Source organism: Paenibacillus sp. 05T425, from assembly GCF_056396205.1.
Genome location: NZ_JBFTLA010000003.1, coordinates 111,102 through 126,815 on the forward strand (window position 1 = coordinate 111,102; position 15,714 = coordinate 126,815).

Here is a 15,714-nt window from a genome sequence, read left to right on the forward strand (position 1 = left end):
GAGACTTGCACGATGTTGAAGAGCAAGACAAAACTAAGAGCTTATCTTCTTGCGGCAATGTGCTGCGTATTCGGCATAAGCGCGGGTGGTTCTCTTGCGCATGCGGCGGATGGAGGGGCCTCCTATAACTATTCCGTTTGGGGCGATACGGTTGTATCTCCTTCCGCTTATGAAGCGACGGAATTGTTGACAGGCGATAAGCTGGGTGTCGGGGTATTCAAAGATCCGAGCGATCTTCATGTAACGCCGGACAACGAAATATACGTTCTCGATTCCGGCAACAATCGTATCGTTGTGTTGGATGAGGACTACAGCGAGGCGACGGTGATCGACTCCTTCGAGCGCGAAGGCCAGACCGAAACGTTCCTGAACCCGCAGGGGATCTTCGTCTCGGATGAGAAGCATCTGCTGATCGCCGATACAGGGAACAAGCGCGTCGTACATCTCGACGAAGAGGGCCGCTTGGTGAACATTGTCGAGAAGCCCTCGTCCGAGCTGCTGAAGGAGAATTTCGACTTCCAGCCTGTTAGGGTCATCATGGACAAAGCACAGCGCATCTATGTGATGGCGACGGGCGTGTTCGACGGACTAATGGAATTTAGCGCGGAAGGAACGTTTACATCGTTCATCGGAGCGAACCGCGTATGGGTCGATCCGGTGGAGCTGTTCTGGAAGCGGCTGTCGACGAAAGCGCAGCGCAGCCAAATGGTCATGTTCACGCCAACCGAATTTACGAACATGGATATTAACGATGAAGGCTTCATCTACGCGACGAGCGGCGATATGGGCGACTCGATTCGGAAGCTGAACGCGCAAGGCAGCGATATATTGCGGAGAACGGGCTATTTCAATCCGATAGGCGACATTAATTATAGGCCCGCGGACGGGCGTTCACGGTTAATTGATGTCGATGTTACAGACAGCGAGATCTATTCTGTTCTTGACTCGAAGAAAGGCCGAATCTTTACGTACAACGGCGATGGACACTTCATGTACGTGTTCGGCGGCATGGGCAACCGGATCGGCGAATTCAATACGCCGGTAGCGATAGAACGTGTCGGGGATGATTTCCTCGTACTGGACAAGGCGTTCGGCGAGATAACCGTGTTCCGAACGACCGAATACGGGCGGACTTTGAACGAAGCGGTCAGAAGTTACTACCGCGGCGAGGAAGAGAAGTCGTTCGAGCTCTACGAACAAACGATTAATATGAACGCGAATCTGGATTTCGCTTATTCCGGTATCGGGAAGTCGATTCTAAGGCAAGGCGATTATGACGATGCAATGCGTTATTTCAAACAGAGTTTGGACCAGCGCAATTATTCGAAGGCGTTCCTCCTTCACCGAAAGGAAGTGCTGAGGGAACATTTCGGCATCATTATGACCGTGATCTTCGGTTTGATCGCCATCGTCCTGCTCACAAGGGCATACCGGAAAATGTTGGATAGAAAGAGGGGCGTTTCGGTTGAATAAAGAGCTTATTAAATTTCCGTTGTATGTGATCACGCACCCCTTTAACGGTTATTGGGAGCTGAAATACGAACAGAGCAAGAAGCTGAATCTTATCATGTCGTTCGGTATTCTGCTGTTGCTCATCCTGACCAATGTCTTAGGCAGCCAGTACAGCGGTTTTCTGGTCCATATTTATAATCCGGACCAAATGAACAGCCTGATGGAAATTACGTACGTGATCGTTCCTGTCTTGTTCTGGTGCGTGGCCAATTGGTCGCTTACCACACTAATGGATGGAGAAGGGAAGTTTGTAGATATTTTCACGTCGACCTGCTTTGCGCTCGTGCCGATGGTCATTATCAACTTCCCGTGGATATGGCTGAGCAACGTAATTTCCTTGCAGGAGACGACGTTCTATTATTTCTGCAACAGCTTTGCCGTTTTATGGTCGATGTACCTGTTGTTTGTTGGAAACATGACCGTGCACCAATTTACGCCTAGCAAAACAATCCTAACGATTGCGCTGTCGCTTGTGGCGATCGGCTTCATGGCGTTCCTGTGTCTATTGTTCTTTAGCTTGCTTCAACAAATAGTGTCTTTCGTCACTATTATTTATCAAGAAATCACCTTGAGGAACTGAGGAAGGAGGAACGAAAGATGCGTATGGCCAGAAATGCCGTCTTGTCTGCGGTTCTTGCTGCAGGGCTGCTGGTCGCCGGTTGTTCCGGCGCGGGCAACGCCAATCAAACGAACGATGAGCAGCAGCTGGAGGCTGCATTCGAGCAAGGCAAGGCGCTTAACGCTTCGTTCACGGATACGCGTATCGCGGGAATGAAGGGGATCGCCGAGAATGACCTGCTTCGGCTGTTCATTAACGACGAGACGGGCGCTATAGCTGTGCTTAACAAAAGCAGCGGCGAGATATGGCATAGCAATCCGACCGAAGCCGAAGCCGATCCGATCGCGACCGGAGTTAACAAGGGCTTACTGTCCTCGCAATTGAAGATCGATTACTATAACAGCTTTGGACAGGTTAATTCAATTAACACATTCCTGGACAGCGTCGCATACAAGCAGGTTAAATATGAAGCGATTGACGGCGGCGTTAAAGTAACCTATAAATTCGGCAAAGCGGAAAAAACGGCGATGGATCTGCCTCTCATGCTGAGCGCTGCGCGTCTCGAGGAGTTGTCCGGCAAGCTGGATAAAGCGGGACAGCGCGCTTTGCGCATCGGCTATAAGGAGGATCCCAATTCAGGGGCCTATGTTCGGAACGACCAGGCGCTGAACGGTCTTCAACTCGAGCGCGCATTCAAGGCATTCGAGGAAGCCGGCTATACGGAAGAGGATTTGCAGAAGGATATGGCTGAGCTGAACTTCACGCAGGAATCGCCGGCGCCGAGAATTTTTATGGCTTCTATCGAATATAAGCTGGACGCCGACAGTCTCGTCGTCAAGGTTCCCGTGGAGGAGATTAAAGCTCCGACTGAATATCCGGTCAGCACCGTCACGTTGCTCAGCTTCTTCGGAGCCGGGGGGACGGATGAGGAGGGCTCGATATTCGTGCCGGACGGCTCAGGAGCACTTATCACCTTTAATAACGGAAAAACCAAATATCCGGCTTATCAGCAGATGGTTTACGGATCCGACCAAGCATTGGAAGTGGTCGAAAATGCCGTTAACGAGCAGCCGGTCAGACTGCCCGTATTCGGCATCATTAGGAAAGAAGGCGCGTTCCTAGGCATGATTGAAGAAGGCGCTTCGGCCGCTAGCATCAATGCCGATATCAGCGGTAAATTGAACAGTTACAACTATGTGTACCCTACCTTTAACGTCACGAGCAAAGGGGAGCTTACGCTCCAAGCGAACGGTTCGGAGCGGACGCTGCCGAAGTTCCAAGAGCGTCCGACGAACAGCGATTTTACGGTGCGGTACGCTTTCCTTAGCGGAGAAGACGCTACGTATCAAGGAATGGCCGCCTATTACAGGCAGCACTTGGAGCAAAACGGCGGACTGCCGAAGCCAAAGGAGGAGAACGGGGATGAAAATCTTCCTTTCTACCTTCAAGTTGTTGGAAGCATTGCGAAGCAGAAGCATTTCGTAGGCGTTCCGTACAAAACGTTAGAGCCTCTAACGACGTTCAAGCAGACGGAGCAAATGATCGGCGAGATGAAGGAGCTTGGCATCAACCATATCAAGCTTCGTTATTCCGGATGGTTCAACGGCGGACTCGACCACAAAGTGCCGGACGACGTAACGGTAGACAAGGGGATCGGCGGTGCCAAAGGCTTGCGCGGCTTGGTGTCTTTTGCGAAGGAGCAGGGTGTGGAGTTGTATCCGGACGTTGCTATTTTGACAGCTCATACGGGCAAAGGGTTTGACGAGAAGGATGACGCTTCACGGACGCTGCGCTCCGTTCCTGCGGAATTTTACCCGCTCGATCTGGCGCTCAATCGTCGGGACCGAACCAAATTGCCTTCCTATGTCGTCTCGCCAAAACTCGTCGGATCGTACGTAGATACCATTTTGAAAGGAATGAAGGGCTACGAGACGGGCGGCATCTCGCTAAGGGATATGGCTGATCAGTTAAATAGCGATTTTCGCAAAAACAATCTGATTGACCGTACGGAATCCGAGGCGATTTCGGTTGAAGCTCTAAACGACATTCGCGAGGGGAATCTGAACATTATGGCAGAGGGAGGCAACGCGTACGCCCTTCCATACTTGTCGGATGTGACAAACGCGCCGATGTCGAATAGCAACTTTAAGCTCGAAGACGAAGCGATACCCTTCTACCAAATGGTCGTTCGCGGCCATATCGGATATACGGGCTCGCCTTACAATTTGACGGCTTATACGAACGTTCGGCAATACATTTTGAGAAGTTTGGAATACGGCGCCGGCGTTTACTTCGAATGGATTCATGAACCTAATTACAAGGTGAAAGATACGGAATCCAATGAATTGTATGCCGTTAATTACAAGCAGTGGCTAGAGCAGGCAGCCGACATTTACGAAGAAGTAAACGGCGTGCTGAAGGACGTGCAGAATGAGCGTATCACCCTGCACGAGAAGCTTGGCGAAGGTGTGTTCAAGACCGTCTATGAAAGCGGGAAGTACGTCATCGTCAATTATAACGACACTGGGGCTACAGTGAACGGGTTGACGATAGAAGCCGAGAGTTATGTGACGGGTGGTGAACAATCTTGAGAACGATAGCGAAGCGTGTATTTCGATCAAGAACGTACAATGAACAGAAAGCATTATGGGGATTTCTGTATGTGCTGCCTTGGCTGCTTGGATTTTTGTTTTTCTTCTTGATTCCTTTATTGTATTCGTTGCAATACAGCTTGAGCGAGATTGAAGCGAATGCAAAAGGGATGACGATTACGTTCATCGGCTTTGACAATTTTATCGAAGCGCTAACGGTGAATACGAGCTTTAACCGTACTTTGACCGATGCGGTCATCAATATGGTCGTTAACGTGCCGCTTATCGTCATCTTCAGCTTGTTCCTGGCCGTATTGCTGAATCAAAAATTCGTCGGCAGGGGTATTGCAAGATCGATCTTCTTTCTTCCGGTCATTCTCGCCTCGGGCGTCATTGCAAATCTGGAAGCGGAGAGCCTTGTGCAAGCGATTAATGAGCAGAATGCCACTGGTGGCGTATTCACTACCGGTACGATGGAACTGATGAGAATAATGCTGAATTCCGGCATGAACGAAGATATCGTGATGTATTTAATGGATGCGGTCGAGAGGATTTACCAAATCGTGAGTCAATCGGGGGTACAGATTCTCATATTCTTAGCTGGCATCCAGACGATTTCGCCGCAGCTGTATGAAGCATCCAAGATTGAAGGCGCGACTGGATATGAGGCGTTCTGGAAGATTACGTTCCCGATGGTCAGCCCGCTTATACTCGTTAACGTCATCTATACGATTATCGATTCGTTCTCCAGGAACGATATGACGACGCTCATCAGAGAAACCGGCTTTACGAGCTTTAACTTCGGTCTCAGCTCGGCCATGGCTTGGATCTATTTCCTGGTCATCATGATCATCCTGTTGATCAGTACGTACATCATATCCAAACGGGTCTTCTACCAGGAATAGAAGGAGAGTGAGAACGTTGCTTATGGAGCGATTGTTATCGTTGGAAAGCTGGAAGCGAGGACTGTGGACGATTGTTCGGCTCGTGCTGATCATCGGCTTGTCATTCGTTATCCTGTATCCAATCATTCAAAAAATATCTACATCGATCAAGGATAAAGCCGACATGTATTCACCTATCGTCGTATTTATCCCCGAGCATTTTACGCTCGATAATTTCAAGCAGGCGATCTCGATTATGGATTATTGGAAAACGCTGGTGAACACGATCGGCTTGTCGACTATGACGACCATATTGACCGCCGTATCGTGCGCCTTTGCAGGTTATGCGTTCGCCCGGCTGAAGTTCAAAGGAAGCAACTTGCTGTTCGCGGGAGTCATTCTAACGATTCTAGTTCCGCCTACGACCATATTAATTCCGATCTATATGAACTTGAAGGATTTTACGCTGCTCGGCTTGGTGCCGCTGCTAACCGGAGGCAAATCGATTAATCTGCTAGATTCGTATTGGCCGTTCATTCTGACGTCGATAACGGCGAACTCGCTGAAGGCGGGGCTGTACATTTTCATCTTCCGGCAGTTTTTCCGGGGCATTCCGAAGGAGGTCGAGGAAGCGGCCTACATCGACGGCGCAGGCATAGGTTCGACGTTTCTGCGGATTATGCTTCCGAACGCTACACCGTCGATCATTACGGTATTGCTGTTCTCGTTCGTGTGGCAGTGGAACGACAGCTTCTTCACGACGACTTATTTGACCTCAAGCAAGGTCATGTCTACGCAATTGACGTCTCTGCCATACAATTTGCAGATTATGCTCGAAGGCGGCGCCACGACCAACAAGGATCCGTTCTTCATGAGCATGGTGCAGGATACCGGCATTCTGCTTGCCATTCTGCCGCTCGTTATTCTTTATTTGTTCGTTCAAAGGTACTTTGTCGAAAGTATCGAACGTACGGGTATCGTCGGATAAAGGCAGTAGAGTCGCATCAAGCCAAGCGCCTTGCAGGATCGGCCACTTCGGCTGGCCCGCAGGGCGCTTGTTGCAGTTGTGCACCTAGCGGTGAGATAGTCTATGTTGGATAAAGTTGCTGCAGTTATCCAATATAGCCGCAAAGGGTAGTAATCTACTCTTGAATGAATGTTTTTTGTATGTCGGATATGGCTAAATGAGAGGTGGAGTGAAATGACTCGAGTAAACCATAAATTTGTTTATATCGCAATATCAGTTATCGCAATAATTGCAGTCGTAATGGTCCTTCTATTGAACCGGCATCAACCTGAAAAAGAAGGTGGCTTGAATGAAACGACTGCTGCAATAGAAAGCGGAACGCCGCAGCCTGCATCGGAGCCGACTCCGGTGTCGACTCCGACGCCGGAGTCGTCGGTCGAACAAGATATTCCGTCGCTGGCGGAGACGTTCGCCGATTACTTCCCGATCGGAGCGGCCATCGAGCCTTCTCAGACGGAGGGGCTGAAAGCGGAGTTGCTTAAGAAGCATGTGAATTGGCTCGTAGCGGAAAACGTGATGAAGCCAGATGCAATCCAGCCAACGGAAGGAAGTTTCAATTGGACGAATGCGGATCGTCTTGTCGCTTTTGCGAAGGAGAACGGTATGGAGGTTCGTTTCCATACACTTGTCTGGCATAGCCAGACCGGCGCCTGGTTTTTTAAGGACGCTGAGGGCAAACCGATGGTTGACGAAACCGATGAGGCGAAGCGGGATGCCAATAAGAAGCTGCTGCTGAAGCGGCTCGATACGCATGTCCGCACGATCGTTGAACGATACAAGAATGATATCCATTCGTGGGATGTAGTTAACGAAGTAATCGAGCCGGCCGATCCGGACGGCATGCGGGCCAGCGAATGGTATAAGATAACGGGTACTGACTTTATCGAGACGGCGTTCCGCGCAGCTCGCGAAGCAGGCGGATCTGAAGCGAAGCTGTACATTAATGATTACGGTACCGATAATCCTGCCAAACGGGACAGGTTGTACGAGCTCGTGAAAGAGTTGCTGGACAAAAGCGTGCCGATCGACGGTGTCGGCCATCAGACGCATATCGATGTATTCGGGCCGACGGTCGATTCCATCATCGAATCGATGAAGAAGTTCGCGGAACTCGGCCTTGATAATCTCGTAACCGAGCTTGATATGAGCATGTATGCTTGGAATGACCGTACTGATCTAGGAAATGACATTCCGGAAGATCTGCTGCAGAAGCAAGCGGATCGTTATCGCGAGCTATTCGAGGCGTTCAGGACGAATAAGGATATAATCGGCGGCGTCGTGTTCTGGGGCATTGCGGACGATCACACTTGGCTGAATAGCTTCCCAGTGACGCGTACCAACGCACCGTTCCTGTTCGACAAGCAGTTGCACGCGAAGCCGGCATTCTGGGCTGTTGTCGATCCGGCTGGAACAGAGAAGTCCAAATAATATGGAAGTTCGATTCATAACAGGTGAACCCCTATAAATAAACGGGTTGTTGCCTAAGCGTATGTTGGCTAGACTGGTTGGGTGATGGACTATTCAGGTATACGAAGGAGAGCTGGCAATGAACAGGACGACAATTACGAATCCGATTATCTGGGCAGACGTTCCGGATCCAAGCGTAATCCGTGTGGGGAGCACGTTCTATATGGTGAGCACGAGCATGCATTCGATGCCCGGCTGCCCGATTATGAAGTCTGAAGACTTATTGAACTGGGAGCTCGTCAATTACGTCTATGATACTTTTGAGGATAATGAAGCCCATAACTTGCTAAACGGCAAGGGCATTTACGGCAAGGGCTCATGGGCTGCCAGTCTACGATATAACGATGGCAAATTCTATGTCTGCTTCTCGAGTCTGGATATGAATCAATTTTATATTTATACGACGAGTGATATTGAGAACGGCAAGTGGGAGCGAAACGTCATTCAAGGACTGCATCATGATCCAAGCATGCTTTTCGACGATGACGGCCGTGTATTCGTCTTCCACGGCAATGGGGATATACGCATTACGGAGCTGACTGCGGATGCAACGGCGCTTAAGCCTGACGGTGTTAATCAACTGCTGCTTGAGACGGAGCGAGCAGGAATTATGCTTCGTGCCGAGGGCTGCCATGCATACAAAATAAACGGCTATTATTATTTGTTCTTTATCGATTGGCCGAGCGAAGGCAATAAGCGCCGCAGGCAGCTGTGCTACCGGTCGCTAAATCTGCTGGGTCCATACGAACACAAGCTAGTGCTCGATGATCAAATGGATTATCGCAATAACGGCATTGCGCAAGGCGGCATCATCGATACGCAAGATGGAGATTGGTATACGGTGCTGTTCCAGGATCACGGAGCCGTCGGCCGCATTCCTTGCGTTGTACCGGTTGCTTGGGAGAACGATTGGCCAGTTCTGGGACAAGACGGCAGAGCGCCGCAGACGTACGAAGTGAAGCTGCCGAGCACTTTGCCAAAGCCTATTATCATCAGCGATGATTTTGATTACGATGTGAACTTGTTGGCGCTTAATTGGCAGTGGAATCATAATCCTGACCCGGACAATTGGTCGGTCACGGATCGTTCGGGTTATTTGCGCCTCACGACAGGACATCTTGCCAACAGCGTAGAGTTTGCTCGAAATACGTTGACGCAACGCACAGAAGGTCCAGCTTGCATCGGAACTACGTTACTGGACATAACCAATATGCAGCCGGGCGACCGTGCAGGATTGGTGGCGCTGCAATACGTCTTCGGCTCAGTCGGTATTCAGGTTGACGATAACGGCGAACATTTCGTAGCAATGAGCTTCAATGGAAGAGCGGATGGCAGTGAAGGCGAGATAACGGTCGAGCGGACAAGATACGAAGGGACTCGGATCTATTTGCAAATCGAGTTTCAATTCGATAATGGCGGTCGCGAGGACATTGCACACTTCCGATACTCTTCGGACGGTGAGGAATGGCATTCGATCGGCAGTCCGCTGCAGTTGCATTACAAGCTTGAGCATTTCATGGGCTACCGATTTGGACTATATAATTATGCTACGAAGCAAATTGGTGGATTCGCCGATTACGATTACTTCCATTATAAGAAGCTTGTTTAATTATTACGCGCCAATGAGGAGAGTGTGCTTGCATGAATTATAAAAATCCAGTTATAAGCGGGTTCCATCCTGATCCGAGCGTGTGCCGTTCTGGCGATGATTATTATCTCGTAACGAGCTCCTTCGAATATTTCCCTGGCGTACCTTTATTCCACAGCAAGGATCTGGTGAATTGGACGCAGCTTGGCCATGTTCTAACAAGGCCGGAGCAGCTTGATCTGAGCCGTGCGCCCAGCTCCGGCGGCGTATTCGCGCCGACGATCCGCGAGCATAACGGCAGATTCTACATGGTGACGACGAATGTTACCGCTGGCGGCAACTTCTTCGTGCATACGGATGATCCGCGCGGACAATGGTCGGACCCGATTTTCGTAGATCATCCCGGTATCGATCCAGAACTATTCTTCGATGAGGATGGAACGGTCTATTTCACATCTTCATCCAATCAAGGCATTTATCAAAGCAAGATTGACGTAAAGACTGGCCGGAGGCTGTCCGAACCAACATTCCTATGGACGGGAACAGGCGGCCAGTATCCCGAAGCGCCGCATATTTATCGTATCGGCAATTGGTACTATCTTATGATTGCCGAAGGCGGCACCGAGTACGGCCATATGGAAACGATCGCGAGAAGCGAGCGGCCAGACGGGCCTTATGAAAGCTGTCCGCATAATCCGATTTTGACCCATCGGAGCTTGCTAAAGTCCATTCATGCTACGGGGCATGCGGATCTTGTCCAGACGCCCGAAGGAGATTGGTGGGCCGTATTTCTAGGCATTCGGCCGCATGGTTATCCGAACAAACATCATCTAGGCAGAGAGACGTTCCTTGCGCCTGTTACATGGACAAAGGACGGCTGGCCGATTATCGGCGAAAACGGGACGGTAAGCGAGACGATGCCGGCAGGCAATCTTCCGCTGCAGCCAGCAGCTGTTGTGCCGGTTCGCGAGCATTTCGAGTCTTCGAGCCTTGCTCCATGCTGGAACTTTATGCGTTCGCCTAATCCGGATAATTGGTCGCTGGGCGAGAAGGAAAGCTGTTTGACACTGCGGGGCAACGAGACGACGCTGAATGAAATCGGAGCGCCTGCCTTCGTCGCTAGAAGACAGCAGCACTTTGTTTGCAGCGTGTCTGCGCATATGGAATTTGCTCCACAGCGCGACGGCGAGGAAGCCGGCATTACGGCATACATGAATGACCGTTTCCATTACGAAATTGCCGTGACGAGAATTGCCGGCGTCCGCAAAGTTATTTTCCGGAGAAAGTTGGGCAGCCTCCAGGCAATCGAAAGCGAAGCTCCTTGGTCTTCCGATTCGATCGTGCTGCATCTGAAAGCGACTCGGGGGCAATACGAATTCGGTTTTTCCTATGGTGATGGAGCGCCTTTCTGGTTCGGCTGTGGCGAAACGTCCCTGCTATCGACAGAAGTGGCGGGCGGATTTACGGGCGTGCTTTTCGCCTTGTACGCAACAGGTAACGGTAAGAAATCGGAAGCGCCGGCGCACTTTGACTGGTTCGATTACGAAGCGGTTGAATAATATCGTTTATTACGTGCTCGACAGCCAGACCGCAATTCCAAGCGAATTGCGGTTTTTTCTTTGCAGGGGTACTAGGCTCGCGTAACGGCATTTTGTTGAACTAAATAGGACGATTACCGAAAAGAGAGTGAATAGCGACATTTTGTCAAACTACACGCCCTTTTTTTGACCATAAAGCGAAAAACGCCTCGTTAACGTTCCTAAATCAAACTAAATCAGCGTATACGGTGTAATTCCCATTTTAGTTGCCCGAAATGCCGTTATAGCTGCTGTTCTCCAGCACATTAGTAAGCAAATCGACTTCTTCTGGGGTCAATGGAGTAAGAGGCTCACGGCAAGCAGGCTTGATGAGCCCCTGTTCTGCGAACAAATGACGAATGACTCTTACCCATCCGATCTGTCCCAGTTTCTCCAATACCGGTTGAAGCCGTTTCAGCTCCGTATCGGCAAGCTCATGTTGCCCTTCTCTTAAGCGAGTTACGATGGCGTTCATCTCGTTCGGATATAAATTTCCGGCAACGCTCGTGAGGCCGTCATATCCTTTCTTAAAATAGTCGACAAACGTCAGGTCTATGCCGGAGAACAGCTGGAGCTTGTCGCCAAGCATGGCGCGTATGCGCTGAGCCTGGCTTAAATCGCCGGTTTCTTTAAGCGCGATAATTTGCGGGAATTGGTCGACTAGTCTAAACAGCGTGTCCGGTTCGAGGTTAAAACCAGTACGAATAGGATTGTTGTACAGCATAATCGGCAGCGAGGTCGCGGAACATACGGACTCTACATACAATGCAGCTTCCCTCTGATTCGGACGTACATACGGCGGGAAACCGAGCATAATGGCGTCGATGCCTGCTTGTTCAGCCTCCACTGCGAGCTTTACAGCATCGCGGGTTCGTACGGCTGCTACGCCGGCATAGAGCGGTAAGTTGCTGCGGGCAGCGCCCTTGACGGTCCGATAGAGATGAATTCTTTCCTCCACCGATAATGAATGCTGTTCGCCGGTCGATCCGCTTAAGAGCAAAGCCGGTACATGATTCGCCTCATAATATTCAAGCATGCCCACAACGCCGTTCTCATCTATGCGTTCATCCTCGTCAAATGGCGTTATCATGGCAACGCTGTATGGCAGAATGGTTTTCAAATCCATAGTTAGTCACTCCTTTGCTACTATTCATACTTGCTTTCGAATTCGTTGTCAATCTATTGCTTTCTATAACCGCTCCATATTTTTGTATAATAGAAGAAGAGTAGAAAAAAATTTTTGAGATCGCGACGGTTTTTTCAATGAACTCCCGTCTTATATATAGATCGATTTGAGGAGGAGCAACTTGTCTGTTACGGATGCAGAGTTGGTGGGCAGGGCGTGCAAAGGCGATAACGAGGCATTCAGCGATTTAATCGGCAGATATGCGAATGCGGTGTACGGGACAGCGTACGGTAAGCTAGGCGATTTCCATAGGGCGCAAGATATTGCGCAGGAAGTGTTCGTCAAAGCTTTCAAAAAATTGTCCAGCATTAAAGAACCCGATAAGCTGGGCAGTTGGTTGTATGCGGTTACGAATAGGGAGTGCTTGGACTGGTTGAGGTCGAGCAAAAACGAGTCCGTATACGACCCGGCACATAACGAGAATATGCCGCAACATGAAATGCATGAAACTGCCGAAGATACATGGCTGAGGAAAGAGCTTCGAAACGAGGTATGGCAAGCGCTTAGCAACCTGACTGAAGCTAACCGTACGGTCACGATTCTCTACTACATCGATGACTATAAGATCAGGGAAATCAGCGATTTCCTCGGTCTGTCCGTTGAAGCGGTAGAGAGCAGACTTCGTCGATCGAGAACGTTATTAAAGAAGGAGATGCTCAGCATGGTTAACGAAAATCTGAATCAGAATAAGCTGAACGAGGAGTTCAAGAAGAAGGTGTTTCAGGACGAAAGAATGCCCGAAACACAATTTCGCCGCGTGGCGATGGGCGAGAGCGATTTTGACGATATCGACATGTACAAAACGAAGTTTGTTAACATTAATTTAGAAGGCGCTAGCTTCGATAATATCAATATGAGCAAAACGTTATTCCACGATATCAACATGCATCAGGCCAAATTCATTGAAGTAGGTTTGTGGGATATCGAGATCGGAAACTGCGCAATGGGCGGGGCTTACTTTCACGATATCGGGCTGAAGGGCAAGAGCAATACGTTCGAGAACTGTGAATTAACCGGAACATCCTTTACAAACTGCAATCTTTCCAACGTGGAAATTAAAGACTGCGACATATCGGGACTTAAGATTAATGGGATATCCATTCAGGATTTATTAGAGAACTATACGAATAACAAATAAGAACGAAGGCCCTCTTCTAACAGGAAGGGGGCCTCGCAATTTCTAAAGCTTGCACGATTCGATAGCGATCGAGTTTGGTCCTTCTTTCCGCGCTTCATTAATGGTTTCAATAGAGTCTTCGATGACCTTACGAATCTCCGCAATCGATCTGACAGAGCCGACTAATGCGCCGATATAACAACCCATTTGCTTCGGACAACCGATGCTATTGAAATCAAAGGCTATCATATCATCGACTATGGACTGCGCGACACGAGTGATCGCTTGGTGATTTGCGATTGCGAATACGATGAATTCATCGCCATCAGCACGGCCGATAGCGGCCTGAGTTATGCCGGCACGGACATTGGCTTCAATGATTTGATAACAAGAGGCAATGACGTTGTCCCCTACCTCGAAGCCGTAATCGTCGTTCACCTGCTTGAAGTGGCTGATATCAAAGCGAAAGACGGAGAGGCTATCGTCAGACGAACATGAGGCTGTGATGCCGGCGGCTGCCTCCAGAAACATCTCCATATTGGGAATGTTTTTTTTGATTTCATGGGCTGCAGACTGCTCGATATGCAATAAATCTATTTTTTTATCCATATCAAACCCTTCTTTCTCGATTATAGTGATAAGCCGATCAATTGCGATTTTCTTCTGAATGTGTTCATTAAGCAGCGATGAGATTTCGATCCGCTTACGAATCAATTGATGAACGATGATGCTACTATCTACAGGTCCGTTTATCAATTCTTTGATTTCAGTAAGGGAGAAGTCTAGATTTTTGAGAATGACGATCCAATTCAATAAATGGGATTGGCTCGGATCGTAGGAACGATATCCCGTTTCAGCATCGATCGCCGACGGCTTCAGCAGACCGATCTCGTCATAGTGACGCAGCATTTTAGCAGTAACGTTGTTTTGTACGGCGAATTCACCAATTTTCAATCGATGACACCCTTTCATAAAGAACTCCGGCCGGAATTGCTTAACCTAACGATAAACCCTCCCCCTATGGGAAAGTCAATCTATTATTTTCCAAAAGCGTTTCCTATACTTCGACGGGTTGTTTGCAGCGCATGCAAGGTCTAAACTATACGCGAGCAACGATAATAACCGATGGATCGAACGAGGGGAGCAATCATTCATGAATCAATCCACATCAGCACAAACACCGAAGCTGCACGAAGTGTTCGATCAGCAGTTTCGAATCGGCGCAGCCGTTAATCCGAAGACGCTTGTCTCGCAGCGCGAGCTGCTGGCGCTGCATTTCAATAGCGTAACGGCAGAGAATGAAATGAAGTTCGAACGGCTGCACCCGGCCGAGGAGCGGTATACGTTCGAGGAAGCGGACCGATTAATGGAGTTTGCGAAAACGAACGGTATGGCAGTAAGAGGGCATACGCTCGTATGGCACAACCAAACGTCCGATTGGGTGTTTGATAACGGTGCGGGCGGCTTAGTTGATCGCGATACACTGCTTGCACGAATGAAAGCGCATATCGAAACGGTAGTTGGGCGTTATAAGGGACAAATCTATGCATGGGACGTTGTGAATGAAGCAGTGTCTGACAGTGGAGATGAGCACCTTCGTCCGTCCAAGTGGCTGGACATTATCGGCGATGATTTTATTGCCAAAGCGTTCGAGTACGCACATGCGGCTGATCCTGACGCGTTACTCTTTTATAACGATTATAACGAGTCAGTGCCAGCTAAGAGAGAAAAAATTTACGCGCTGGTCAAGTCGCTTAAGGAAAAAGGCGTGCCGATCCACGGCGTTGGCCTTCAGGCGCACTGGAACCTGACGCATCCGACGCTGGACGATATTCGTGCAGCTATCGAACGATATGCGTCGCTAGGACTGCAGCTGCATATTACGGAAATGGACTTATCGGTATTTGCCTTCGAAGACAGACGCACGGATCTTACCACTCCTACGGCTGAGATGATGCAGTTACAGGAGGAAAGGTACGGTGATATGTTCCAGTTGTTCCGGGAATATAGCGATGTACTGACAAGCGTTACGTTCTGGGGAGCCGCTGATGACTATACGTGGCTGGATGGATTCCCGGTTAGGGGTCGTAAGAATTGGCCGTTGCTGTTCGACACGAAGCATCAGCCAAAGGGCTCGTACTACAAAGTGATTAGCCAAACGGCGGAAGCGCTTGAAGGCTAATAGCTAGTGAGACGGTAAACAGTG

The 15,714-nt window shown here is 49.5% G+C and carries 12 protein-coding genes; 10 read left to right on the forward strand and 2 right to left on the reverse strand.

The window, feature by feature from the left end:
• The first annotated feature begins 12 nt into the window (after window positions 1–12).
• The 8 genes from AC1DF0_RS07315 to AC1DF0_RS07350 all read left to right on the forward strand — a co-directional run bounded on the left by AC1DF0_RS07315 (window position 13) and on the right by AC1DF0_RS07350 (window position 11,187).
• Window positions 13–1,473, forward strand: a complete 1,461-nt coding sequence (locus AC1DF0_RS07315) for an NHL repeat-containing protein (RefSeq protein WP_477573528.1) — start codon at window positions 13–15, stop codon at window positions 1,471–1,473.
• On the forward strand, window positions 1,466–2,092 hold the full coding sequence (locus AC1DF0_RS07320) for a Yip1 family protein (protein ID WP_442053392.1): 627 nt from the start codon (window positions 1,466–1,468) through the stop codon (window positions 2,090–2,092). The genes AC1DF0_RS07315 and AC1DF0_RS07320 overlap by 8 nt, the downstream gene beginning before the upstream one ends.
• A gap of 17 nt (window positions 2,093–2,109) precedes the next feature.
• Window positions 2,110–4,662, forward strand: a complete 2,553-nt coding sequence (locus AC1DF0_RS07325) for a DUF5696 domain-containing protein (RefSeq protein WP_477573529.1) — start codon at window positions 2,110–2,112, stop codon at window positions 4,660–4,662.
• Complete coding sequence (locus tag AC1DF0_RS07330) at window positions 4,659–5,567, forward strand: carbohydrate ABC transporter permease (RefSeq protein WP_442052675.1); 909 nt, start codon at window positions 4,659–4,661, stop codon at window positions 5,565–5,567. Before AC1DF0_RS07325 ends, AC1DF0_RS07330 begins: the two co-directional genes overlap by 4 nt.
• 16 nt (window positions 5,568–5,583) lie before the next feature.
• Window positions 5,584–6,534 (forward strand): carbohydrate ABC transporter permease, encoded by a 951-nt coding sequence (locus tag AC1DF0_RS07335; RefSeq protein WP_442052690.1) that lies wholly within the window; start codon window positions 5,584–5,586, stop codon window positions 6,532–6,534.
• 213 nt (window positions 6,535–6,747) lie between these two features.
• Window positions 6,748–8,001 carry an endo-1,4-beta-xylanase gene (locus AC1DF0_RS07340; protein ID WP_477573530.1) on the forward strand — a complete coding sequence of 418 codons (1,254 nt, stop codon included), beginning with the start codon at window positions 6,748–6,750 and terminating at the stop codon, window positions 7,999–8,001.
• Between the two features lie 118 nt (window positions 8,002–8,119).
• On the forward strand, window positions 8,120–9,649 hold the full coding sequence (locus AC1DF0_RS07345) for a glycoside hydrolase family 43 protein (RefSeq protein WP_477573531.1): 1,530 nt from the start codon (window positions 8,120–8,122) through the stop codon (window positions 9,647–9,649).
• Between the two features lie 32 nt (window positions 9,650–9,681).
• On the forward strand, window positions 9,682–11,187 hold the full coding sequence (locus tag AC1DF0_RS07350) for a glycoside hydrolase family 43 protein (protein WP_477573532.1): 1,506 nt from the start codon (window positions 9,682–9,684) through the stop codon (window positions 11,185–11,187).
• Between the two features lie 241 nt (window positions 11,188–11,428).
• Here the strand turns inward: AC1DF0_RS07350 and dapA are convergent, their stop codons facing one another.
• A complete protein-coding gene (dapA, locus tag AC1DF0_RS07355; RefSeq protein WP_477573533.1) occupies window positions 11,429–12,331 on the reverse strand; it encodes a 4-hydroxy-tetrahydrodipicolinate synthase in 903 nt (300 codons plus the stop codon).
• 181 nt (window positions 12,332–12,512) lie between these two features.
• Here dapA and AC1DF0_RS07360 point away from each other — a divergent pair, with 181 nt between their 5' ends.
• Window positions 12,513–13,529, forward strand: coding sequence for a sigma-70 family RNA polymerase sigma factor (locus tag AC1DF0_RS07360; RefSeq protein ID WP_477573534.1), 1,017 nt, complete (start codon window positions 12,513–12,515; stop codon window positions 13,527–13,529).
• 42 nt (window positions 13,530–13,571) lie between these two features.
• On the opposite strand, the gene AC1DF0_RS07365 is transcribed toward AC1DF0_RS07360, so the two are convergent.
• Window positions 13,572–14,462 carry a diguanylate cyclase domain-containing protein gene (locus tag AC1DF0_RS07365; protein ID WP_477573535.1) on the reverse strand — a complete coding sequence of 297 codons (891 nt, stop codon included), beginning with the start codon at window positions 14,460–14,462 and terminating at the stop codon, window positions 13,572–13,574.
• A 199-nt stretch (window positions 14,463–14,661) separates the two neighbouring features.
• On the opposite strand from AC1DF0_RS07365, the gene AC1DF0_RS07370 reads away from it, so the two are divergent.
• Entirely contained in the window at window positions 14,662–15,690 is a 1,029-nt protein-coding gene (locus AC1DF0_RS07370) for an endo-1,4-beta-xylanase (RefSeq protein ID WP_477573536.1), read from the forward strand.
• Window positions 15,691–15,714: the final 24 nt, after the last annotated feature.